This window comes from Mycolicibacillus koreensis (genome assembly GCF_002104795.1).
Taxonomy (GTDB): domain Bacteria; phylum Actinomycetota; class Actinomycetes; order Mycobacteriales; family Mycobacteriaceae; genus Mycobacterium; species Mycobacterium koreense.
On sequence record NZ_NCXO01000010.1, the window covers coordinates 1 to 21,855 of the forward strand.

20 protein-coding genes and 4 tRNA genes are annotated in these 21,855 nt (G+C 68.4%); 11 read left to right on the forward strand and 13 right to left on the reverse strand.

From position 1 onward, the window contains the following. Window positions 1–290 precede the first annotated feature (290 nt). The 3 genes from dusB to B8W67_RS06520 all read right to left on the reverse strand — a co-directional run bounded on the left by dusB (window position 291) and on the right by B8W67_RS06520 (window position 3,149). Window positions 291–1,424: a tRNA dihydrouridine synthase DusB gene (gene dusB / locus B8W67_RS06510; protein ID WP_069393003.1), complete on the reverse strand. Its 1,134-nt coding sequence runs from the start codon at window positions 1,422–1,424 to the stop codon at window positions 291–293. A gap of 5 nt (window positions 1,425–1,429) precedes the next feature. Continuing rightward, window positions 1,430–2,446, reverse strand: coding sequence for an acyl-ACP desaturase (locus tag B8W67_RS06515; protein ID WP_069393004.1), 1,017 nt, complete (start codon window positions 2,444–2,446; stop codon window positions 1,430–1,432). Between the two features lie 79 nt (window positions 2,447–2,525). Next, window positions 2,526–3,149, reverse strand: coding sequence for a TetR/AcrR family transcriptional regulator (locus tag B8W67_RS06520; protein ID WP_069393005.1), 624 nt, complete (start codon window positions 3,147–3,149; stop codon window positions 2,526–2,528). 71 nt (window positions 3,150–3,220) lie between these two features. Between B8W67_RS06520 and B8W67_RS06525 the strand changes: the two genes are divergently transcribed. Together B8W67_RS06525 and B8W67_RS06530 are read left to right on the forward strand one after the other, a co-directional pair. Further along, window positions 3,221–4,231 carry an oxygenase MpaB family protein gene (locus tag B8W67_RS06525; RefSeq protein ID WP_069393006.1) on the forward strand — a complete coding sequence of 337 codons (1,011 nt, stop codon included), beginning with the start codon at window positions 3,221–3,223 and terminating at the stop codon, window positions 4,229–4,231. A gap of 51 nt (window positions 4,232–4,282) precedes the next feature. Further along, the gene (locus B8W67_RS06530; protein ID WP_069393007.1) at window positions 4,283–5,188 is read left to right on the forward strand and encodes an SAM-dependent methyltransferase; all 906 of its coding nucleotides are present in this window, start codon (window positions 4,283–4,285) and stop codon (window positions 5,186–5,188) included. Between the two features lie 10 nt (window positions 5,189–5,198). Here B8W67_RS06530 and B8W67_RS06535 read toward each other — a convergent pair. Beyond that, a tRNA-Lys gene (locus tag B8W67_RS06535) sits at window positions 5,199–5,274 on the reverse strand. A gap of 122 nt (window positions 5,275–5,396) precedes the next feature. Here B8W67_RS06535 and B8W67_RS06540 point away from each other — a divergent pair. The 3 genes from B8W67_RS06540 to B8W67_RS06550 all read left to right on the forward strand — a co-directional run bounded on the left by B8W67_RS06540 (window position 5,397) and on the right by B8W67_RS06550 (window position 5,693). Then, window positions 5,397–5,469, forward strand: a tRNA-Glu gene (locus B8W67_RS06540). A 46-nt stretch (window positions 5,470–5,515) separates the two neighbouring features. Continuing rightward, window positions 5,516–5,589: transfer RNA gene (locus tag B8W67_RS06545), tRNA-Asp, on the forward strand. Between the two features lie 30 nt (window positions 5,590–5,619). Then, window positions 5,620–5,693, forward strand: a tRNA-Phe gene (locus B8W67_RS06550). Window positions 5,694–5,830: 137 nt separating this feature from the next. Here the strand turns inward: B8W67_RS06550 and B8W67_RS06555 are convergent. Genes B8W67_RS06555 through B8W67_RS06565 form a run of 3 tightly spaced genes read right to left on the reverse strand, consistent with a single transcriptional unit; the run spans window position 5,831 to window position 9,924 of the window. Further along, complete coding sequence (locus B8W67_RS06555) at window positions 5,831–6,793, reverse strand: hypothetical protein (RefSeq protein WP_131814643.1); 963 nt, start codon at window positions 6,791–6,793, stop codon at window positions 5,831–5,833. Window positions 6,794–6,810: 17 nt separating this feature from the next. Continuing rightward, window positions 6,811–8,304, reverse strand: coding sequence for a hypothetical protein (locus B8W67_RS06560; protein ID WP_069391281.1), 1,494 nt, complete (start codon window positions 8,302–8,304; stop codon window positions 6,811–6,813). Window positions 8,305–8,328: 24 nt separating this feature from the next. Next, entirely contained in the window at window positions 8,329–9,924 is a 1,596-nt protein-coding gene (locus B8W67_RS06565) for a hypothetical protein (protein ID WP_131814644.1), read from the reverse strand. A gap of 376 nt (window positions 9,925–10,300) precedes the next feature. Here B8W67_RS06565 and B8W67_RS06570 point away from each other — a divergent pair, with 376 nt between their 5' ends. Further along, window positions 10,301–10,966 carry a hypothetical protein gene (locus B8W67_RS06570; RefSeq protein WP_085303068.1) on the forward strand — a complete coding sequence of 222 codons (666 nt, stop codon included), beginning with the start codon at window positions 10,301–10,303 and terminating at the stop codon, window positions 10,964–10,966. A gap of 80 nt (window positions 10,967–11,046) precedes the next feature. On the opposite strand, the gene B8W67_RS06575 is transcribed toward B8W67_RS06570, so the two are convergent. The 6 genes from B8W67_RS06575 to B8W67_RS06600 form a co-directional block, all read right to left on the reverse strand. Then, entirely contained in the window at window positions 11,047–11,853 is an 807-nt protein-coding gene (locus B8W67_RS06575; RefSeq protein ID WP_069391284.1) for a MerR family transcriptional regulator, read from the reverse strand. 9 nt (window positions 11,854–11,862) lie between these two features. Next, window positions 11,863–13,347: a flavin-containing monooxygenase gene (locus B8W67_RS06580; protein ID WP_069391285.1), complete on the reverse strand. Its 1,485-nt coding sequence runs from the start codon at window positions 13,345–13,347 to the stop codon at window positions 11,863–11,865. A gap of 14 nt (window positions 13,348–13,361) precedes the next feature. Then, window positions 13,362–14,282, reverse strand: coding sequence for a ferritin family protein (locus B8W67_RS06585; protein ID WP_069391286.1), 921 nt, complete (start codon window positions 14,280–14,282; stop codon window positions 13,362–13,364). Window positions 14,283–14,309: 27 nt separating this feature from the next. Next, window positions 14,310–15,167: an SDR family NAD(P)-dependent oxidoreductase gene (locus tag B8W67_RS06590; protein WP_109470045.1), complete on the reverse strand. Its 858-nt coding sequence runs from the start codon at window positions 15,165–15,167 to the stop codon at window positions 14,310–14,312. Between the two features lie 249 nt (window positions 15,168–15,416). Beyond that, a complete protein-coding gene (locus B8W67_RS06595; RefSeq protein WP_069391433.1) occupies window positions 15,417–16,163 on the reverse strand; it encodes a Clp protease N-terminal domain-containing protein in 747 nt (248 codons plus the stop codon). A gap of 96 nt (window positions 16,164–16,259) precedes the next feature. After that, window positions 16,260–16,607: an MmcQ/YjbR family DNA-binding protein gene (locus B8W67_RS06600; protein WP_069391434.1), complete on the reverse strand. Its 348-nt coding sequence runs from the start codon at window positions 16,605–16,607 to the stop codon at window positions 16,260–16,262. 165 nt (window positions 16,608–16,772) lie between these two features. Between B8W67_RS06600 and B8W67_RS06605 the strand changes: the two genes are divergently transcribed. From B8W67_RS06605 to B8W67_RS06625, 5 genes are read left to right on the forward strand one after another with little or no spacing between them, the layout of a single operon-like run. After that, window positions 16,773–18,059, forward strand: coding sequence for a lipase family protein (locus B8W67_RS06605; protein ID WP_069391287.1), 1,287 nt, complete (start codon window positions 16,773–16,775; stop codon window positions 18,057–18,059). A gap of 57 nt (window positions 18,060–18,116) precedes the next feature. Beyond that, complete coding sequence (locus B8W67_RS06610; protein ID WP_069391288.1) at window positions 18,117–18,446, forward strand: ArsR/SmtB family transcription factor; 330 nt, start codon at window positions 18,117–18,119, stop codon at window positions 18,444–18,446. A 14-nt stretch (window positions 18,447–18,460) separates the two neighbouring features. Then, window positions 18,461–18,922 carry an NADH-quinone oxidoreductase subunit B family protein gene (locus B8W67_RS06615; protein WP_275080297.1) on the forward strand — a complete coding sequence of 154 codons (462 nt, stop codon included), beginning with the start codon at window positions 18,461–18,463 and terminating at the stop codon, window positions 18,920–18,922. Continuing rightward, window positions 18,919–20,895: a proton-conducting transporter transmembrane domain-containing protein gene (locus tag B8W67_RS06620; protein ID WP_372507426.1), complete on the forward strand. Its 1,977-nt coding sequence runs from the start codon at window positions 18,919–18,921 to the stop codon at window positions 20,893–20,895. The genes B8W67_RS06615 and B8W67_RS06620 overlap by 4 nt, the downstream gene beginning before the upstream one ends. Window positions 20,896–20,900: 5 nt before the next feature. After that, window positions 20,901–21,851 (forward strand): respiratory chain complex I subunit 1 family protein, encoded by a 951-nt coding sequence (locus B8W67_RS06625; protein ID WP_109561726.1) that lies wholly within the window; start codon window positions 20,901–20,903, stop codon window positions 21,849–21,851. Window positions 21,852–21,855: the final 4 nt, after the last annotated feature.

Here is a 21,855-nt window from a genome sequence, read left to right on the forward strand (position 1 = left end):
GGGTAGTCGTGGACCACGTCGGGCTCGCCGCCCGGCGGCATCTGCCAGCGTTCCCACGGTGCGCGCATCGGGCGACCGGCAGCGGCGTTGTCGCCGTCACTCATGTCTTAGCGGCCTCCGAAGTGCGGTGGGTGGCGGGGTGGCGCGAGGTGCTCCTGCTTGTGCTGCGATGCACACCGAGACGCCGGGCCGCCGCGGGGATCACAGGGGAGCCGACCGGGGCGGCGGCGCAAAGCTGCTTCGATGATACTGAGCGGAGGCCTCCGACGCGATTTCGAGGGTGTCTCGATTCAGCCACCGGAGTGCATGATGTCCGCGCCGGCGGGCACCGCGCAGTCGTCGGGGTCGGCCAGCCACCCCTCGGGCAGCGCCACCTTGGCCGGCGAGCCCTGGCGGCCGCGCGGGCCGGTCGCCGTGGCCGGGAACGGCACCGTCGGGTCGAGACGGGCGAGCAGCTCGTCGAGCCCGTCGAGGGTTGTGACCAGGGCCAACGACCGGCGCAACGCCGAGCCGGCGGGCAGCCCGTGCAGGTACCAGGCGACGTGTTTGCGGATGTCGCGCATCCCCTTGTCCTCGCCGAAATGCTCGGCCAGCAGCGCACCGTGGCGGCGGATGATCCGGGCGACCTCGCCCAGCGTCGGCGGTGTGGGCGCGGGGGCGCCGGTGAACGCCGCGGACAGCTCGGCGAACAGCCACGGCCGGCCCAGACAGCCCCGGCCGATCACCACCCCGTCGCAGCCGGTGGAGGCCATCATGGCCAGGGCGTCACGGGCCTCGAAGATGTCGCCGTTGCCCAGCACCGGGATGGTCGTCACCGCCTCCTTGAGTGCGGCGATCTGGGACCAATCGGCGGTGCCGGAGTAGCGCTGGGCGGCGGTGCGGGCGTGCAGCGCCACCGCCGCGGCCCCCTCCGCCTCGGCGATCCGGCCGGCGTCGAGGTGGGTGTGGTGGCCGTCATCGATGCCGACCCGGAACTTCACCGTCACCGGCACGTCGGCGTCGGCGGTGGCGCGCACCGCGGCGGCGACGATCTGACCGAACAGCCGCCGCTTGTAGGGCAGGGCGGCCCCGCCGCCGCGGCGGGTGACCTTGGGCACCGGGCAGCCGAAGTTCATGTCGATGTGGTCGGCGAGGTTCTCCTCGACGATCATCTTCGCCGCGGCGTAGGTGGTGGCCGGGTCCACGGTGTAGAGCTGCAGTGAGCGCGGCGACTCGTCGGGCGCGAACGCCGTCATGTGCAGGGTGCCGGGGTGGCGTTCCACCAGGGCGCGGGCGGTGACCATCTCACAGACGTACAACCCGCTGACGGTGCCCATCAGCGAGCCCTCCAGCTCCCGGCACAGGGTGCGGAAGGCGACGTTGGTCACCCCCGCCATCGGTGCCAGCACGACCGGGCTGGCGAGCGTGATCGGCCCGATCCGCACCCGGGTTACCGCCGGGACAGCGTGAGGGTCCCCGCGGTGGCGAGCACGTCCTCCGCCGAGATCGACCGGCCGGTCTTGGCCTCGCGCTCCAGCCGGCGGTGCTTGGCCGCCTCGAACTTCTCGCAGGAGTCCTCGAGGTCCTTGATGACCACGGCGAGTTCGTTGCGCAGCCGGTCGGCTTCGCCGGTGAGGTCGTCGCGCTCGAAGATGCGCCACTTCTTGAGCACCGGCATCACCACGTCCTCGAGGTGGATCCGCGGGTCGTACACCCCGCCGAGGGCGATCACCAGGGCCTTGCGCCGGAACCCCGGGGTGACGAACCCGGGCATCTTGAAGTCCTTGAGGATCTTGTACATCGACTGCATGGCCAGGGTGGGGGAGAGCTCCAGGGCGGCCTCGGACAGGTCGCGGTAGAAGATCATGTGCAGGTTCTCGTCGTGGGAGATCCGCGCGAGCAGCTTGTCGGCGATCGGGTCCTCGCAGGCCTTGCCGGTGTTGCGGTGCGAGATACGGGTCGCCAGCTCCTGGAACGTGACGTAGATGATCGAGTCGAACAGGTTCTCGGCGCGCTCGTCGCCCTGGCGGTTCTGGCCGGGGGAGAACCCGCGGGTGACCTGCTCGACGCGCAGCAGCTCCAATTCGACCGGGTCGACCGCACGGGTGACCACCAGGTAGTCGCGCAGGGCGATGCCGTGCCGGTTCTCCTCGGTCGTCCAGCGGTTCACCCAGTTGCCCCAGGCGCCGTCCATGCCCATGTAGGTCGCGATCTCGCGGTGGTACGACGGCAGGTTGTCCTCGGTGACGAGGTTCTGCACCATCGCGACCTTGGCGACGTCGGAGAGCTGCGACTGGCCGGGCTCCCAGTCCTGGCCGCCGAGGGCGTAGTAGTTCTTGCCCTCCTGCCAGGGGATGTAGTCGTGCGGACTCCAGTCCTTGGTCATGGACAGGTGCCGGTTGATGTACTTCTCGGCGACCGGCTCAAGCTCATGCATCAACTGCAGATCAGTCAGTTCTGCCGACATGGCAATGGGTGCCTTTCCGAGAGGTCGAGGTATCTGTGTCGATAAGTTGCAGTCAATATATCTGTGTATGCCGGTGACATCAAGTTGATGGGTCGGTGCGCCGCGAACCGGTTCCGACCGACTCCGGGCGCCCCGCCGTGACCAGCATGTCTACGCAGAAGTCGATGAACTGGCCCCGGTCCGCGCTCAGCCGGCCGTTCAGGTAGGCGGAGAACAGCCCGGTCAGCCCGCCGATGAGGCTGGTGGCCACCAACTGTTGGCGCACCGGGTCGCCGAGGCGGGTGAGTTTGTGCTGCAGCAGCGCGATGAAGTTGGGCATCCACTTCGACCCGGAGCGGGTCAGGGCGGGTTCGGTCTCCGGGCCCAGCAGCAGCACCCGGCCCAGGATCGGGTCGTCGACCATCAGTGCGACGAACTGTTCGACGGCCTCGCGGGCGGTGTGTGCTGAGGCCAGGGCGGCCATCGCGCGGGTGCCGACGTCGTCGTAGACGGCGCGCACGAATTGGTCGCGGTCGCTGAAGCTTTCGTAGAAGTAGCGCTCGGTGAGGTCGGCCTGCCTGCACACCGCGCGCACGGTCAGCGGCGCTCCGTCGGCATCGCCGAGGACCCGCACGCCGGCGGCGAGCAGTTGGTCACGGCGCAGCGCCTGACGGTCGGCCAGGGGAACACCCGACCATCGGCCCCGGCGTTGACTCGACGTCACGCGCCCTCCTACACTCCATTGTGACAACGCCCGTAGTCAAAGTTTGACTGACGTGACAGGAAGTCCCCATCGTGACCCAAGATACGTCCCACGCCGTGCCGCTGACCAGCGAAAGCAGCGCCGAAGTCGCCGTCACCGGCGGCTGTCCGGTCTCCGCCTCCGGCTACGACGCCGTCCCGCTGGGGCCGGACTCGTTGACCTGGAAGTACTTCGGGGACTGGCGCGGCATGCTGCAGGGCCCCTGGGCGGGCTCGATGCAGAACATGCACCCGCAGCTGGGCGCGGCCGTCGAGGAACACTCCATCTTCTTCCAGGAGCGCTGGCCGCGGCTGATGCGCTCGCTCTACCCGATCGGCGGGGTGGTCTTCGACGGCGACCGGGCCCCGCAGACCGGCGCGGAGGTGCGCGACTACCACATCCCGATCAAGGGGGTGGACGCGCAGGGCCGGCGCTACCACGCGCTGAACCCGGACGTCTTCTACTGGGCGCACGCCACCTTCTTCGTCGGCACCCTGATCGTGGGTGACTGGCTGTGCGGCGGGCTCAGCGAGGACGAGAAACGCCAGCTGTTCGACGAGCACATCCAGTGGTACCGGATGTACGGGATGAGCATGCGCCCGGTGCCGGGGACCTGGGAGGAATTCCAGCAGTACTGGGACCACATGGTCCGCGAGGTGCTCGAGGACAACAAGGCCACCCGCGACGTGCTGGACCTGTCCACCCTGGACAAGCCGCCGTTCATGCCGTGGCTGCCCACCTGGCTGTGGAACTTGCAGCGACGGATGGTCAACCCGCTGTTCATCTGGGTGACCGTGGGCCTGTACGACCAGCCGGTGCGCGACCGGCTCGGCTTCGAATGGTCGGCGCGCGACGCGTGGCTGCACCGCCAGTTCGGCAAGGTCGTCAACGCGGTGTTCAAGCTGGTGCCGCGCCGCTACCGGATGCACCCGCGCGGGCGGGCCGGCTGGGACCGCGCCACCGGGCGCATCCCGGCGGATACGCCGCTGGTGCACACCCCGGCGCGCAACCTGCCGCCGCTGGAGCACCGGGACAGTCCGATTCACTACTGCCCGAAGGTCTAAGCCCCGCGGCCTGTGATTAGGTAGCTGCGCAGCCGAGTTTCAGGAGGCGAGATGGCGCGCAGCGATGCCGACAGTTGGGATCTGGCCACCAGCGTGGGGGCCACCGCGACGATGGTGGCCGCCCAGCGGGCGTTGGCGGCCGCCGGTCCCGAGCCGCTGATCGACGACCCGTTCGCCGCGCCGCTGGTGCGCGCGGTCGGCATCGACGTCTACACCCGCCTCGTCGACGGCGAGATCCCGGTCACCGAGGATTCCGGGTTCGACCCGGAGCGCATGGCGCGGGGCATGGGGCTGCGGACCCGCTTTTTCGACCGGTTCTTCCTCGACGCCGCCGCTGCCGGGGCGCGCCAGGCGGTCATCCTGGCCGCCGGGCTCGACGCGCGGGCCTACCGGCTGGCCTGGCCCGCCGGCACCACCGTCTACGAGGTCGACATGCCTGCGGTCATCGAGTTCAAGACCACCACCCTCGAGCAGTTGGGCGCCGAGCCCACCGCGCAGCGACGCACCGTCGCGGTCGACCTGCGCGACGACTGGCCCGCCGCGCTGAAGGCCGCCGGTTTCGATCCCGGCGCCCCGACCGCCTGGAGCGCGGAGGGGCTGTTGGTCTATCTGCCGCCGGCGGCCCAGGACGCGCTGTTCGACAACATCACCGCGCTGAGCGCACCCGGCAGCCGGCTGGCGTGTGAGTTCATGACCGACACCGCGCCGTTCGACTCCGAGCAGTGGCGCACCCAACAGCAGAAGATGGCCGAACTCGGGTTCAGCCTCGATGTCGCCGAGCTGATCTACCACGGGGAGCGCACCCACATCGTGGAGCACCTGAGCGCCGCGCAGTGGCAGGTCGATGCGCGCACCGTGGCGCAGCTGCACGCCGACAACGGGTTCGTCTACCCCGACGACGAGCTGGCCAGCCGGTTCGCCGACATGACCTATCTGCGGGCCGAGTTGGGCGGTTGATCGATCTGGTTGGTGCCCCCACTAGGACTCGAACCTAGGACCTGCGGATTAAAAGTCCGTAGCTCTACCAACTGAGCTATAGGGGCGCGAGCAACAGGATAACGCCTCCGGTTTCCGGGCGCGTTTGAGGATTGGGCATACTGTGCCCTAAGCTAGCGTGGCTCCCAGCGACACCACGTTGTGAGTACCCCGGAGAGATTCGGTTCTGGCCCCCTTCGTCTAGCGGCCTAGGACGCCGCCCTTTCAAGGCGGTAGCGCGGGTTCGAATCCCGTAGGGGGTACGTGCGACGCGGAGACGCGGAGCAGGTAGTAAGTAAGTAGTAGCAAGGCCCTGTGGCGCAGTTGGTTAGCGCGCCGCCCTGTCACGGCGGAGGTCGCGGGTTCGAGTCCCGTCAGGGTCGCTTAGTACGGCGAGGCACACGCTGCCTTCCGGCCAGGTAGCTCAGTTGGTACGAGCGTCCGCCTGAAAAGCGGAAGGTCGCCGGTTCGATCCCGGCCCTGGCCACCGAGATGGAGTGGGTGAAGTCCAGCAAGTTCCTACGTCGGCCGGGCATCGAAAACCCAGCGGGCTGTTCTGTGCTCGAGCAAGCCAGGTGGCCGGGTTTCGCAGGTCGACGGGATTGCTCGACAGTGGGTGGACGATCAGCGCAGCCACGCCGAGACGGTGCCGAAGTAGTTGTCGATGAACACCCGCTCGGGGGTGCGCAGCCGCAGCCGGCCGCCCCAGGTCCAGATCGTCAACGTCAGGGTGCGGTCCGCCAGGTCGGGCACCACCTCACTGAGCAGGACCACCCAGTGGTTCGGGAACAACTCGGAGATCCAGGAACTCTGCTCCTTGGGTGCGGTGTCGCTGTCGACGATGGTGCTCCCCGAGATCAGGTCGGTGTGCAGCAGAACCGCGGTGTCGGTGCCGGCGTACATGCCGATCGCCGTCGCGTCGGGGATGCCGGGGTTACTGGCCCAGCGGCCGTCGTCATCGACACGTGACCAGATACCGGTCTGTCGCATCCAGTCGGCGAGTTCCTCGGGCCGGGTCATGCCGGCCAACTCCTGGTCGGGGTCCCCGCGCCACTGCGGCTGCCAGAACGGCTGGGCGGTGTTGCGGATCGCGCCCAACATCATCCATTCGGCTTGCGATGAGATGCTTCCCCGCGCAGACATAGCGCCGAAGTCGGCGTCGAGCAGGTCCTGGCCGGCGTGGACCGCGAAGGTGCCGATCGAACCTGAGCCGGTATCGAAGAGGTCGGTGGCATAGCGGGCCACGGCGACCGGGTCGCGCCCCATGGCCATCATCAGCAGTGCTGCCGGTCCGCACAGGTTGAGCCCCGCCTGCTGCAGGCTCCGATAGCCCACCCCCGAGTCGCTGCCCTGGGTGGGGGCGATCAGTGTGGCCAAGCGCGCGGCGACGGTGGCGCGGTCCAGCGATCGCCAGGCGCCCGCGGACGGGGAGGCGGCGAACGTCGCGATGAGCGTCTGCGCATCGGTGAACGAACTGAGCGTCTTGTCGTCGGCGAAACGTTCGTCTTCCATCATGGTGCGCAGGGCGTCGGCGTCGGTGAACCAGCCGGTGTCGGTCGGGCTGGGCAGGTCGGAGTCGGTTGTCATGGCGGGGCCTCCGTCGGTCAGTCGGATCGGTTCCACCCCAGCCCGGGAGCCGGGTCGGGCGTTTTGGGCAGCCGTTTGCAGATGAACGCGAGGATGGACAACTCGTCGCTCTCGGATGTCGGTGTTGGCGGCGTCGGGGGGCCGACCGGGTGAGGCCGCGGTACCACCGCGACCGGCCGCAGTGGGCGCGCCGCGAGGCTGCTGTGCCACACCGGCCGCGCCACCGCGGTGCGCGCCGCGAGCGCGGCGGCGTGTGCCGGCGACGGTGTGGCGACGGTGAAAGTGCTGGCGTCCAGGCTGCGAAACAGGCGCGCGGTCACCGACACCGGCGGCGCGGGGGCCGATGTCGGGGTGCGCATGTCACGCACCTGCACCCGCTTCAAGATCTGCGGATCAAGCTTGACCGTCCGATGATCCCGGGCCGCCAGTAGGTTGGCGTCAAGGGTGAACCGGAGATCGCGTCGGGGCCTGGGGGTGTCGGATCCGACCTCACGGACGACGATCTTGCGGACGAACACGCAGGCGACCGGATAGGCGGGACACCTCCCCTGCGGAGGGTCGGCTCCGTCGCTGAGCCTGAGCCCGGGATCCGCGCTGCGCCAGATGCCGGAGGTCAACGCCTGGGCGTCGAACCAGGGCCGCACCAGGGTCACCGACCGGTACTCGAACGCCACGCTTTCCAGCAGTGCCCCGGTGTCGTCGTCGAGCACGACCTTCAACGAATCCGGGGCCGCAGCAACTAGTGAACGCATCTCGGCCGCGGCGAGATCGAAGCTCAGCCACGCGTTCTGCTCGGCGAAGTTCAGCGGGGAGTACCCGGTGGGTGCGTACCGGTTGCCGCCGGCGTCGGTGGCCATGTCGACGTCGGGGTTGAACGCCTCCTGCCATTCGGTCCACCGGGCCCTTGGCGCGTCGAGCGCGGTCGCCCGTAGCGCCTGCAGCGCCTGTTCGATCAGGGCGCGCTGACCCAACGTCTCCCAGTCGTTCTCCGCCGCGTCGAGTACGCGGCGGAGCGCCGGTTCGTCGACCTCGGTCCAGTGCTTGCGGGCCTCCGGGTCGTCACCCTCCTCGGCGGAGAGCTTGTGCTGCCCGTAATCCTCGCGCGCAGCGAACCACGCGTCCCGGTATTGGCGGTAACGCTTGAGGGCGTCGCTTTCCACGCGGCTGCCGTCGGAGGCCGTGGTGAACAGAATGCTCGTCTGGTCGGCGCCATCGGCGGGTTGGCGGGTGGTGGAGGCCACGTCGGCGCGGTCGAGGACATCGCGGTAGATGTCCCACAGCATCGGCCCGGAGGCGTTGGCCACCAGGCCACGCGGTACGAAATTGACGATGCGGGCGAAGTCGGCGGCGGCGGCATAGTCTGCCGCCGACGCGGGCGCGGCCAGCGCCGCGAGTTCCGCGGCGGTGAAGGTGAGCGGCGAGAGCAGCGGGAAACACAGGTCGACGTCCGGATCGACGGCAAAGACGCGTTTGGCCTTTTCGATCAGCGCCAGCTGGACGAATGCTTCCATGCCACCGCCCCTTCCGGGCCCGGTTCAGATCCAGGAGTCGGCGGGAATGTCGGCTGCGGGGTCGGGGCTCTTGGGCAGCAGATGGCACTTGAAGCCGATGAGCTGCATGCCGTCGACCGCCATGGTGTTGTTCTCGAACTTGAAGCCGTAATCCCGCCGGGTGTCCCCGGAGCCCGAACGGGTGGCCCCCTGCCCGCCGGCGAAGAACGGCCCGAAGCTGAAGTACCCGCCGGCACCGGTCGCCTGTGAGCGTGCGTTGTCGACGTAGTCGCTGAAGCTGTGGTTTTCGCCGAACTTGAGGGAGAGCTTTCGCACGAAGATCGCCGTCATCGGAATGGCCGGCATCTTGCCTTTCGGCGGCGAGCCACCGTCGGACAGCCGGTCTCCCTTGACCACCACGTTGTTCTGGTCGAAACGCCAGTAGTGGCTGGTCAGAAACGCGGTTCGCAGCCACGGCCGGGCGATGGGAACCTGGGCGATCTCGAAGCTCATGTCGACGTAGCTGCTGTCGAACGTGCCGTGGTACTCGTTGTGGCTACTCGACGACGAATGCGAGGCGCTGCCACCGAAGATGCCGAGAAAACCGCCGCCACCGCCGACACTGCTGCGCGACCATTGGTAGTTGGAGTTCGAATGGCTCTCGTAGTCGCCGGCCGTGAAGCCGAATCGGGTCCAGCCGGTCGACGTGGCGAAATTCCCGGGCACCAGCGAGGTGAAGAAGAAGTCCGAACCCGACACCGGCGAGGTGAGTCGTGCCTTTTCCAGGTCCTCGACATACTCCTGTTTGAGTAGCGCCATGTCCCGACGCCCCACCTGCTCGAAGAACGCGGCGATTTTCTCGAAGTCGGTCTTGTGCCCGGCCGTCTCCCAATCGGCCAGCGCCGCCTTTACCTTGTTGCGATAGATATCGGCGTTGATCGCCCAATCGTGCACCGCGCGTGAGTCGGTCGCGGTAAGCGCGTCGATGCGGCGTGCGTTGTACTCCAGCGCCGCATCGCTGTAGGCCGCCATCTTGGCGTTGTAGGCGACGACCAGGTCACTGGGGACTGTGCACTCGGTTTCCTCGCCGGTGATGATGTCGGTGGACTTGACGGTTTTCTGCAACAGCCCGTTGAGGCGTTTGATCTGCTCCACCGTCTCCGGCGGCAGGTCGACCTTCATGACCTGGCTCATTCTGAGTGCGTAGTCGTAGATGTCGGAGAGCGTGCCGTCGTTGTTCTGCACCGACAGGCGGGCGAACTGCTCGTTGGTGCCGGCGGCGACGTCGGGGACAAAATCCAGCAGCCGGGCCATGTTCTCCGCCTGCATGTACAGCCGCGAGGTGTCCTTGGCCATCAGGTCGGCGAGCTGCTCGGGTGTGAGCGGCGGCGGCGGTGGCGGCGTGCCGCCGGAGGCGGCCACCGCGCTGGGTTGCATGGCGTCAACTGCGGACTTCTTCACCACCCCGGTCAGCCCCTGCGTCAGGTATTCCAGGTCGGCGGGCTCGATCGGGATGCCCGGCGTGCACCAGGAAAAGAAATTGTCGTCGGACGGCGGCACGGTGTCGTCGCCGTTGGTCAGCACGTCGTAGAGCTTGCTCATAATGGTGTTGGCGAGCACGCTCGGTTCTATCAAGGCCATGGCCGCTGCTCCTGGCTAGCCGATCGGGGAAAAACGGATCTGCCGCGCTCGCCTGCCCGCAGGGCCTGCGGGCGGGTTCTGCGTACCTAATTTGTGACGGACCGAAGGTCGGGGTGCACCCCTAGGGGCAGTATCGCCGGTCGGCGCCACATCGCACACGGGTAGGCGCCTACCCCAAAATTGCGCGGGCAGCCGGACGGAGGTCCGCGCCCCGTCGGACCGTCGAACCCGGATGCGGATGTTTCGTTTTTGGCGATCCACCCCGCCCGCCGCGTTCTACGCGCTTTGGCCGATGTTGCCGAGATCGGTCTCGTCGGATAGTCGACGTATCAGATCTCGGTGTGCGGTGCCCCCGTACCCAACCAGGAGGGATGTCATGGCGCCCCACAGGCTGCGCGTGCTGATTTCGTCGGCGTTTTCACTTGCGGTGCTGGCGGCCGCTATAGGCCAGGCACCGGCGGTGGCCGAACCGTTGCCCTACGGCCCCGACACCTGCATCGACGGCTACGTCTGGCGCGACGGCCGCCCCGGCGATCACGTCTGCGTCACCCCGGCGGTCCGTGACGCGACCGCCCAACAGAACGCCGACGGCGCCGTCAACCGGGAACCGAACGGCGGAGAATACGGTCCTAACACCTGTAAGCAGGGCTTCGTGTGGCGGGAGGCGTTCGGTGGCGACGCGGTCTGTGTGACCCCCGACGTGCGCGATCAAGCCCGAGCCGACAACGGGGCGGCCGAATCGCGGAAGCTCGCCAACCAGGCGCAGCCGCCGGTCGACCCCCCGATCGGCCCGCCGCTTGACCCACCGAAACCGCCGGATGGGCCGCCGACCTGTCCGCAGGGCCAAAGCCTCGGATCGGACGGCACCTGCATCACCAAGCGAATGGTAATCACCATCCCCTGCCTCGGCCACAATCTGATCGGCGACGAGATCTGCCCGCTGTGGGCACCGCCGCCGCCCTCGGCGTGGACGTTCTGCCCGGACGTCTTCAACGCAGCCGAAACCCTCAAGGGGCCGGGAGGCTGCCCCAAGCCGTGGTGAACGGTCAGGCTTCGTCTCTCCCGGAGGACGGTGTCCTCGAACTCATCGACAACTGGCGGGCCCGAGGGCCCCGGCGTCGCTCAGGAGGCGGTCCCCTCCTGAGCCTCCGACCCGCCAGCCCCGGACTCTGCCCCCGCAGCGGGGATCGTCTTGGCCGCCCGATTGTAGTCATCCAGTTCGTCGCGGACCGCGGCCGTCAGCGCCCGGTCAAGGCTGGCGTGCGCGGCGCGCCCGGCCACCCGGCGCATCACCGCGATGATGTCGGCGGCCCAGGCGAGTTCGGCGTCGTCACCGGGATACCAGCCGGGCCCGCGTTGCCGGGTGATCTCGGTGTGGCCGTGGCGCACGATGGCGCGGGCCGCGGCGTCCAGCTTCTTGTCGGTGGCCGCGGTGGCCTTCAGGATCGCGGCCAGCGGCATGCCACGGGCGATCAGCTGCGCATAGTCGTCGATGATCCGGCGGTCCGGCACCAGGTAGCTGTCCGCGTCGCCGGTCGGCTCGATCACCCCGGTGCTGCACAGTCGTCGCAGGGTCGGCGCGTCCAAATCGCCGAGCCGCTCGGTCAACTGCGCCAACGACATCGTCCGCGACTCCGGATGCGACCACGGCGCGGTGACCAGCTCCGCCAGGTCATCGAGGTTGAGCACCTCCGCCAGTTCCTGGCCGTCGCGCAGCCCGGTCAGGAACTTCAGTATGTGCTTGACGGTGAATCCCTCGCCGAGCAACCGGATGACGGTCTGCAACTGGCGCAGGTGCCGGTCGGTGTAGATGGCGACCCGGCCGCGCCGCACCGGGCGGGTCAGCAGTCCGTTCTCCTGATAGACTCGCACGTTGCGTGTCGTCGTCCCGGCCTCCCGCGCCAGGTCGTCGATCCGGTACTCCACCACGGCCCGCCCCTAGCCGACCGCAACCGGGCTGCCCAGCTCCTGGCGGGCGACGATCTTGTAGTCCTCCAGGTCAACGTGCTTGAGCTGGTTGACGTATTGGGTGGCGAAGCCGGGGAACATGGTGGCGTTGAAGCCGTCCTCGGTCAGATACCAGCTCTGGCATCCGGAGTTCCACGTGGTGGACTGCAGCCGCTGCTGGATGTCCTCGTTGTAGCGCGCCTGCACTTCGGGGCGCACGTCCAGAGATTTCCAGTTGAACTGCAGCAGCTTGCCGATCGCGGTGACGATGTAGTCGATCTGGGCCTCCATGTACACCAGCGCCGAGTTGTGGCCCGGCCCGGAGTTCGGCCCGAACGTGAAGTACAGGTTCGGGTAGCCCGACACCGCGACGCTGCGGTAGGCGAACGCGCCGCTGCTCCACTCCGAGGCCAGATCCCGGCCATCGACACCGGTGATCGCAAACGGGGTGCCGGCTTTGGAGACGTCGAATCCCGTGGCGAAGACGATGCAATCGAATTGATGCTCGATGCCCTCGACGGTGCGGATCCCGTCGGGCGCCAGCCGCGCGATCGGCCAGGTCACCAGCGTGCAGTTGTCGGCCTGCAGCGCGGGGTAGTAGTCGCTGGTCATCAGGATGCGTTTGCACCCGGCGGAGAAGTCCGGCGTCAACTGCCTGCGCAGCCACGGGTCTTTGACCTGTCGGCGCAGATTGAGCGCGCTGACCGCCTCCACGATCCGGGTCACCGGGGTATCCCACACCAGCCCGAGAGCCATCGACTCGTGGCCCCAATACCAGGCCGACCGCGCCACCTTCTGAGCCAGAGGCAGCTCTGTGAAGACCCGCTTGACCAGCTCACTGCTGCGTGCGTTGACCCGGGGCAGCACCCAGCCCGGGGTGCGCTGAAACACCTTGACCGCGGCGGCCGTCTTGACCAGCTCCGGAACGATCTGCACCGCGCTGGCGCCGGTGCCGACCACGGCCACCCGCTTACCCGCGAAGTCGTAGTCGTGGTCCCAGCGCGCACTGTGGATCTTGTGCCCCTGGTAGTCGTCGATGCCCGGGATGGCCGGAAAGCTGACGTTGGCCAGCGGGCCGGAGGCGACGACGACAGCGCGGGCCCGCACCGGATCCTGGTCGGCAAAGCTGACGGTCCACTCGCCTGCGGTCTCGTCGTAGACGATCCCGGTCACGTTGTGCCCGAAGCGGATGTGGCCACCGATGCCGTTGGATGCGACCATGTCGTCGATGTAGTCGAGAATCTCGGCGCTACCCGAATAGGTGCGCGACCAGTCGGGCTTGGGCGCGAAACTGTAGGAGTACAGGTGCGACGGGATGTCGCACGCCGCACCCGGATAGGTGTTGTCCCGCCAGGTGCCGCCGACTTCAGTGTCCCGCTCGAAGATCACGAAATCGGTGATGCCCTGATCCTTGAGCCGTATCGCGGCGCCGATGCCGGCGAAGCCGGCACCGATGATGGCTACGGAGAGCGTCATTGCGTGCGACTCCTTCAGGCGACCGGCTCGTAGGTCAGTTCACGCGACCAGGTCGGGGTGTTCCGCACCAACGGCAGCGGGATGATGCTGGTGGCCTTCACCAGCGAGTCCGCCAGCCAGTGGTATTTCGAGGTGCGGTCGATGACCTTGCGGGCCTGCCAGGACACGATCCGGTACATCGGCAACCTGCGGGTGAATTCGCTGCGCTCGCCGACTCCTTGGAACCGGCGCATGGCCTGGTACAACTTCTCCTCGTTGACGCCCATGGCGACGATGTTGTCGCGCATCTTGTTCAGCAGCGGGAAATAGCTCAGGACCCCGATCAGGAAAGAGGGTTTGATCCATCCGCCGACCAACTCGATCAACAGCCTGTGCATGTCGGCCTGGCCGAGCAGATGCATCACCTCGAAATCAACGGCCAGGTGCCGAGATTCGTCGGAGTTGATCCGCCGGAACACCTCTTGGGCGATCGGGTCTTTGACCTCGTCGGTGATGAACTTGATCAGCGCCCCGTCCAGGGCCACCTCCAACATCGGGATGACGGTGCCCAAAAACGTCAGGCCCATCCCGTCGGAGTGCTTGTCGAGCCAGTTGATCACCAACTGCACGTTGACGTTCGGCGCCGGGATCTCGTCGTCGTCGAGCATCCCCCAGCGGCGCATCAGAGCGAGTTCGGCGTTAGCGTGCTTTTGTTCCTCGGCGTGGAAATGTTCGTAGATGCTCTTGAGGGTGGGTGTCGGAGCCTTCTTGGCCAGCGCGGCAAAACCGCGGGCGCCGACGTTCTCGATCCACATCAGATCCGACATGAACGGTTTGAGCTTGGCCCACAACTCCGGCTCAATGAGTTCCGCACCCGGTGCGTGCCAGTCGATGTCGGCCAGCGCCCACTGCCGGTCCTTGATCGTCTGGAGCATGGCGTCCATGTCCATTGCCATGATCGATTCCTTTCAGGGGAGGGCGGGTCAGTTGTCGGGCAGCAGCCGGCCGAGCAGCCCGGCGCCGCGCACGTAGAGGCCCGGGAGGTGTCGTTTCAGGTGCCAGATGACGGTGGCGTCGAGCTGCGGCACCACGTAGAGGCGGCCGGCGTCGTGGGCATCGAGGGTGCGGGCCGCGACACTGTCGGCCGACAGCCCGGTCCAGCGGGCCAGCTGCTTGCTCAGGTTCATCGAGCCGGGGGTGATGCGGCCGTCGTCGAAGACGTTGGTCTTGACGAAGGTCGGGCACAGCACCGTCACGGTGATGTCGGTGTCGTTCAACTCCGCGGCCAGGGTCTCCGACAGCGACATCACCCCGGCCTTGGAGACGTTGTAGGCCGCCATCGACGGCGCGGCGGCGAACCCGGCGGCCGAGGCCACGTTGATGACGCCGCCGCGACCCGCCTCCCGCAACAGCGGGGTGAACACCTCGCAGCCGTAGATCACGCCCCACAGGTTGATGCCCAGGGCCCAGTCCCAATCCTCGAAGCCGATGTCGCCGACGGGCTTTCCACCGATACCGACCCCGGCGTTGTTGATCACCAGGGTGGGCGGCCCGCCGAATACCTCCTGGGCGGTCGCGGCGAGTTTCTCCACCGCGGCGCGATCGGACACATCGCACTGTGCCGCGTGCGCACTGCCGGTGGGCAACTCGGCGATCAAGGCGACGGTCTCCGCGGCGCGGTCTGGATCGATATCGGCGCAGATGACCTCACCGCCGCGGCGGGCGAGTTCCAGGGCGAACGACCGCCCGATGCCGCTGCCCGCGCCGGTGACCACCGCCTTGGCGTCAGCGGAGCGTCGGTCGGTGCGCAGCATGTTGAGCAGGGAGTCGAGGCCGAACATCAGCACATCTCTTCGATGTCGCGGGTTCGCGCGGCCCGGCGTGGGGCGTGGGCAGGCGCCAGCGGCAGATGTGGTTCGTCGGATTCCGTCACGCACAGCAGTTCACCACGGATTGTGCCGTTTGACAATGGCACAGTCGAAGATGACGTGCTTGGTGGTGGTGGGTGACAAGGGGTTGCCGGCGCCCTCACCACCCGCGCCCGATACTTGCACGGGGTGTCCGGGTGGCAGGGCAGGCCGCGACGTCGTTCAGTCGGTGGAACCGGCGGCGCCGCGTGCCAGGTTCACAGTGATCGACTCCAGGGCTCGAGACAGGTCGGCCTCGGCCCGTTCGTGATCCACCCCGGCCCGATGCAGGGGACCGGCGTCGTCCTCTTCCTCGAACAGCGCCAGCAGCAGGTGTTCGGTGCCGATGTAGTTGTGGCCGAGGCGAAGTGCGGTGCGGAATGTCAACTCCAAGACCTTGCGGGCCGGGCCGCTGAACGGAATCAACGCGGGCGATTCGGTGCCGCCGGGCGGCAGGGTGACAGCGGCGACGACAGCATCGGGGTCGACCTGCTGGGCGGTGAGCAACTCGGTGGCCAGCGCGCCGCGATCGTGCAGCAGGCCCAGAACCAGATGGTCGGGGGTGATCTCGGCGTTGCGCGCCTGGTGGGCGGCGTTTTGGGCCGCCACCACCGCGCTGCGTGCCCGTGGCGTGAAGCGGTTGAAGCCCTGCTCGGCGTCGATTCCGGTGGCCTCGGCCCGCGGGACGAATCTCTTCTGCGCCGCCTGTTTGGTGACGCCCATGCACTTGCCGATCTCGGTCCACGACGCGCCGGACCGGCGGGCCTGGTCGACGAAGTGGCCGATCAGATGGTCGGCGACCTCGCTGAGGTGCTCGGCCGCCAGGACCGCGTCGGTCAACTGGTCCAGGGGATTGTCGTGCACGCCGGTGATGGCGTTGATCAGATCGTCGAGGCGTACGGATTGCGCGAGGGGTGTCGGGTCAACCATGACGTCAACCATAGGTTGACGTCATGGGGTTCGTCAACCGTGGGTTGACGACGGCGGGGCCCGGCAGCCCCAACGGGGGTCCGCCGGCGCCGGTGCTCATCGTTTGCGGCCGCGCGTGGCGGTCAGGGATCGCGGCGCCCGCAGAAACCAGGACTCCTCGATGAGTTCGTAGAGCTCGTCGACGCCGACGGCAGGAAGGCGGACCAGCACGACCGGATGCCCGTCGTAGTGGGCGGTCGTGAAGAACTTGCCCGGGTCGGCGGCCAGGAGCATGTCCTTCTCCTCCACCGACCCGACCCACACCACCAGCGCGCCCTCGTCATCGCGGATCCACGCGAACATGCGCGGTGTGGTCCGCCACGATGGGCTGCCGCCGTAGCTGGCCTGTTCGTACGCTCCTGGCAGGCCGAGCGCGAGCCGCCGGACGTCGTCCTCGGTGGCCATCACCGCCCCTTTCGTGCCTCCGGCGCGCGGCCAGCGCCGGCGGCCGTCCCCGGTGCGGGCACTCCACCCTGTCGTGGAAAACGTGTCAGCAGAGACTACCGGCGCACCGCCTGCGAGAGCGCCGAATGCAGCGTGGGCGGCGGGTACGGCGCTTAAGCTGACTCGGTGCCGACGCGGTCGCTCAACGCTGTTTCGCCGACCGCCGCGCTCGCGGGCATCACGACCGCCGTAGCCGCGGTCGCAGGGTCGGCCGCGGCGCTGCGCAGCCCCGCGGTGATCCGGCGCCTCAACGACTGGGCGCAGCGCCGCCTGACCGACGCGCAGCGCGCCGACCGGCACGCGGCGATCCTGCCCACACCCATTACGGGAACCGGTTTCTACGCCCCGGCAGGCGATCTCGCCGCCCGCAGCAACGGTGCGATCATCCGCGACGAGCGTGTTTCACCGCGGCTGCCGATCCCCGGCGCGGACGTCCGCCGGTTCATGGTGCGCTCCACCGACACCGCGGGAAGGGCGGTGCCGGTGACGGCCACGGTGATCGAGCCGCGCCGTCCCTGGCGGGGCAGCGGGCCGCGGCCGGTGGTGGTGCGCAACCAGCCGATCAACGCACTCGGTCTGAAGGCCGCGCCGTCCTACCGCATCGCGCACGGCGTGTACCTCGACGTCCCGCCCCTGTTGCCGCTGTTGTTGGCGCGCAACTACGCGGTCCTGGTGCCCGATCACGAAGGTCCGCGGATGGCGTACTCGGCCGGCCGGATGGCCGCACATGCGGTGCTGGACTCGGTGCGCGGCATGCAGACACTGCGACCGGCGCTCGCCGAATCACCGATGGTGATGGACGGCTACAGCGGTGGCGCCATCGCCACGGTGTGGGCCGCCCAGGAACAGCCGACCTACGCCCCGGAGCTTCGCTTCAGTGGCGCCGTGGCCGGTGGCACCCCGACCGACTACGCGATGCTCTACCGCAGCATGAACGGCGCCCTGGGCTCCGGGCTGTTCGCCGCGGCCGTCATCGGCCAGGCCCGCGAATATCCGGAGATGGTCGAGCTGTTCGGCGATTTCGCGTTCTACGTGGCGACCCTCATCAAGGACCTGCCCCAGGCCCCGTTGGCCGCGGCCGGCGTGGCGCGCATCGATCTGGGACGGATCGCCGCGGTCGCCGACCCGATGGAATCAGAGATCGCGCAGGCCGTGATCGCCGACAACAAGCCGGGCGCCGCGGCGCCGACGATGCCGGTCCTACTTCATCACGGTTCACGCGACCGTTTCCTCGGTGACCAGTTCGTCCCCGAGCAGGGCGTGCATGACCTCGTCGCCGCCTGGCGCTCGCACGGGGGAACCGTCGACTACCTGCCCGTGCCCGGTGAGCACCTGATCGCCGCGGGTTGGGCCATCCCCGCCGTGCTGCGGTGGATGACCGGAGTGATCGAGCCCCGCCTCGCCGGTAACTAAATAGTCAACAATTGAAAAAGTTTTCAATTGTTGTTTTCTTTGTTACGGTCTGGTGCCATGTCGGAGCCGCTGTACAAGTTGAAGGCCGAATTCTTCAAAACCCTCGGCCATCCCGCGCGGATCCGCATCCTGGAACTGCTCGTCGAGCGGGACCGCACCGTCGGCGAGTTGCTGCCCGAGGTGGGTTTGGAAGCCTCGAATCTCTCCCAGCAGTTGGCGGTGCTGCGACGAACCGGCGTCGTTGTGACAGCGAAATCCGGCAACACCGTGGTGTATTCGATCGCTTCAGCCGGCATCGCGGACCTGCTCGCCGTGGCACGCACCGTGCTCGCGGGCCTGCTGAGCGACCAGGCCGCGATCCTTGACGACCTTCGGGGCGCCCCGTGAGCTGGCTGACCCGGATGGTGCGCAGCGGTCGCTTCGCCGAGCCCGCCCCACCCGCGCCGACCGCGCGCCGCACTCCTCCCGCCGGGGTGCGGGGCAGCCTTCAGGTACGCCACGTCGACGTCGGGTCCTGCAACGCGTGCGAAGTCGAGATCGGCGCCGCGTTCGGACCGGTCTATGACGCAGAACGCTACGGAATCCGGCTGGTCGCCTCCCCGCGGCACGCCGACGCCCTTCTGGTCACCGGCGCGGTCACCCGCAACATGGTCGACCCGCTGATCAACACGGTCGCCGCCACTCCGCAGCCCCGTGTCGTGATCGCCTGTGGCGACTGCGCATTGGGGCGGGGTCCGCTCGCCGACGGCTACGGGGTGATCGGCGCGGTGGCCGATTTCGTCGATGTCGACGTCGAGGTACCGGGCTGCCCGCCGACACCGGAGGACATCATCGCCGCGCTGCGATCGGTGGCCGGGCGGTGACGGTGACACAGACACGTCCGGCCAGCGGCGACCCCACTGCGTTGCCGCGTGGCGGTGCGGCCGCTGCCGTCAGCGGAGCGGCCACGGTCGTCGTCGGCGCGGTCGGCGTCATCGTCGGTCTGATCGCACTGACCGGTTCCCGCCCGTCGGTCGATCTCGGATGGGCACTGCCGTTGATCGGTGTGCGGTTTGCGGTCGAACCGCTCGGTGGGTTCTTCATGGTGCTGATCGGCGCCGTCTCGGGGATCGTCGGCGTGTACTGGATCGGATACGCCACCCGAGAACGGTTGGGCGCCATCCCCTTGACGCTGTTGCCGGCGTTCGTCGCTGCTCTGCTGACGGTTCCCGCGGCGGGAACGATCACCACCTTTCTGCTCGGCTGGGAACTCATGGCGATCGCGTCGCTGGCATTGCTGCTGACGGGGCACCGACGTGCGCCGGTGCGCTCGGCCGCCGTGGTGTACGCGGTGATGACCCAACTCGGGTTCGTCACGATTCTCGTGGCGTTGATGCTGCTCGCCGCGGCGGGCGGTGCCGACGATCTCAGCGCGATCGGTGCGGTGCCCGACGGTGTCGCCAATACCGTCTTCGTGTTGACCCTGCTCGGTTTCGGCTCCAAGGCCGGGCTGCTCCCATTGCACGCCTGGCTGCCGTGGGCCCACCCGGAGGCGCCGAGTGCGGTATCGGCGTTGATGAGCGCCGCGATGGTCACCCTGGGCGTCTACGGACTGATGCGCATCGATCTGCAGGTGCTCGGACCCGGACCGCGGTGGTGGGGTGTGACGCTGCTGGTGGTCGGGGCGGTCTCCGCGGTCTACGGGGTGTTGCAGGCTTCGGTGGCCACCGACCTCAAACGCCTCCTGGCGTACTCCACCACCGAGAACATGGGACTGGTCGTGCTGGCGCTGGGGGCCGCGACACTGCTCGCCGCCGGCGGCGCCCATCCCGCTGCGATGGTGGCGGCGGCCGCGGCGCTGCTGCACCTGCTCGCCCACGCCGCATTCAAGACCCTCGCCTTCTTCGGCGCCGGTGCCGTGTTGGGCGCGACCGGGTTACGTGACCTGGACCGCCTCGGTGGTCTCGCCCGACGCATGCCGGCCACGACGGTGCTGTTCGGCATCGCCGCGCTGGGGGCATCGGGATTGCCGCTGGGCGCCGGCTTCGTCAGCGAGTGGCTGCTGATTCAGTCATTCATCCACACCGCGTCGAGCACCGACGCGGTGATCGCCCTGGCGATGCCGCTCGCGGTGGGGGCGGTCGCGCTCACCGCGGGACTCGGCGTCGCGTCGATGGTGAAGGCCTTCGGCATCGGATTCCTCGCCCGGCCGCGCTCCGACGCCGCCGCCGCGGCCAAGGAGACCTCGCCGAGCATGCTGGTCGCGATGGCGCTGGCCGGGATCGGCTGCATGATGTTGGCGGTGCTGCCGGTCGTCGTCACGCCGCTGTTGCGAGGTGCCCTCGACGTCCTGCCGGCCGCGGCGGGAGTCGACCCGCCGCAACTCGGGGCGATTGTGCGGTTGCCCGGCATGGCCGGGACGATGGGGCCGGGACTGCTTGCCGCGGCGCTGATCGCGGCCGTGCTGAGCGTGATCGCGCTGTCCGGTTGGCGTGCCTCACTGCGGCCCCACGCGGTGAGAGCCCCGTTGTGGGCATGCGGTGCCGATGATCTCAGCACCCGGATGCAGTACACCGCAACATCGTTCGCCCAACCCCTGCAGCGGGTGTTCACCGGGGTGCTGCGGCCCGACACCGATTTCGCGGTGACCCATCTGGTGGGATCACGGTATCTGGTCGACACGCTCTCCTACCGCAGCGCGATGACCGACATCATCGAAGACCGGCTGTACCGGCCGGTGCTGCGGGTGATCGGCGGTGCGGCGCAACTCATGCGCCGCGCCCACACCGGCAGTGTTCACCTGTATCTGGCCTACGGCGCTCTCGGGGTGCTGGTGATCCTGGTGGTGGCGCGGTGACGGTGATGGCGTATCTGGCCGGGGCTGTCCAAATCGCCCTGGTCGTCCTCGGGGCGCCGGTGATCATCGGCGTGATGCGGCAGGTCCGGGCACGCGCTGAGGGGCGTATCGGAGCCGGTGTGCTGCAGCCCTGGCGGGACCTGCGCAAGCAACTCGGCAAGCAGTCGATCAAACCCGACGGCACGACCGTGGTGTTCGCCGTCGCACCGGCGGTCGTGGCCGGTAGCACCGTGGTGATCGCCGCCGTCGCCCCGCTGGTGGCCACCGGATCGCCGCTGGACCCGGTGGCCGACCTCGTCGCAGTCGTCGGGCTGTTGTTCGTCGGAACCGTCGCGCTGGCACTCGCCGGGATCGACACCGGCACCGCGTTCGGCGGAATGGGCGCGAGCCGCGAGATGACGATCGCCGCCCTGGTGGAACCCACCATCCTGCTGGCGGTGTTCGCCCTGTCGATACCGGCCGGGTCGGCCAACCTCGGTGCGATCGTGGCGAATTCGATGGCCAACCCGACCCAGGTGATCTCCCTGGCCGGCGCTCTGGCGTTCGTCGCGCTGGTCGTGGTGATCATCGCCGAGACCGGCCGGCTGCCCATCGACAACCCCGCCACCCATCTGGAGCTGACCATGGTGCACGAGGCCATGGTTCTCGAATACGCCGGACCCAAACTGGCACTGGTCGAATGGGCCTCCGGCATGCGACTGACCGTGTTGCTGGCGCTACTGGCGAACCTCTTCGTGCCGTGGGGCATCGCCGGGACCGATCCCGCGCCGATCACCCTGCTGATCGGCGTGGCGGCGGTCGCCGCCAAGGTGATTGTCCTGGCGGTGGCGTTGGCCTTCGCCGAGGTGTTCATCGCCAAGCTGCGGCTCTTCCGGGTTCCGGAGTTGCTCGCCGGGTCGTTCCTGTTGGCTCTGCTGGCGGTGACGTCGGCCAACTTCTTCACCGGATCGGGGTGAGCCG

Excerpts from the sequence above, each read along its gene's own strand:
- B8W67_RS06515 (WP_069393004.1), bottom strand. The coding sequence starts at position 2,446 with ATGTCGGCAGAACTGACTGATCTGCAGTTGATGCATGAGCTTGAGCCG.
- B8W67_RS06530 (WP_069393007.1), top strand. The coding sequence starts at position 4,283 with ATGGCGCGCAGCGATGCCGACAGTTGGGATCTGGCCACCAGCGTGGGG.
- B8W67_RS06555 (WP_131814643.1), bottom strand. The coding sequence starts at position 6,793 with ATGACAACCGACTCCGACCTGCCCAGCCCGACCGACACCGGCTGGTTC.
- B8W67_RS06560 (WP_069391281.1), bottom strand. The coding sequence starts at position 8,304 with ATGGAAGCATTCGTCCAGCTGGCGCTGATCGAAAAGGCCAAACGCGTC.
- B8W67_RS06565 (WP_131814644.1), bottom strand. The coding sequence starts at position 9,924 with ATGGCCTTGATAGAACCGAGCGTGCTCGCCAACACCATTATGAGCAAG.
- B8W67_RS06570 (WP_085303068.1), top strand. The coding sequence starts at position 10,301 with ATGGCGCCCCACAGGCTGCGCGTGCTGATTTCGTCGGCGTTTTCACTT.
- B8W67_RS06580 (WP_069391285.1), bottom strand. The coding sequence starts at position 13,347 with ATGACGCTCTCCGTAGCCATCATCGGTGCCGGCTTCGCCGGCATCGGC.
- B8W67_RS06585 (WP_069391286.1), bottom strand. The coding sequence starts at position 14,282 with ATGGCAATGGACATGGACGCCATGCTCCAGACGATCAAGGACCGGCAG.
- B8W67_RS06590 (WP_109470045.1), bottom strand. The coding sequence starts at position 15,167 with ATGTTCGGCCTCGACTCCCTGCTCAACATGCTGCGCACCGACCGACGC.
- B8W67_RS06595 (WP_069391433.1), bottom strand. The coding sequence starts at position 16,163 with ATGGTTGACCCGACACCCCTCGCGCAATCCGTACGCCTCGACGATCTG.
- B8W67_RS06600 (WP_069391434.1), bottom strand. The coding sequence starts at position 16,607 with ATGGCCACCGAGGACGACGTCCGGCGGCTCGCGCTCGGCCTGCCAGGA.
- B8W67_RS06610 (WP_069391288.1), top strand. The coding sequence starts at position 18,117 with ATGTCGGAGCCGCTGTACAAGTTGAAGGCCGAATTCTTCAAAACCCTC.
- B8W67_RS06615 (WP_275080297.1), top strand. The coding sequence starts at position 18,461 with ATGGTGCGCAGCGGTCGCTTCGCCGAGCCCGCCCCACCCGCGCCGACC.
- B8W67_RS06625 (WP_109561726.1), top strand. The coding sequence starts at position 20,901 with ATGGCGTATCTGGCCGGGGCTGTCCAAATCGCCCTGGTCGTCCTCGGG.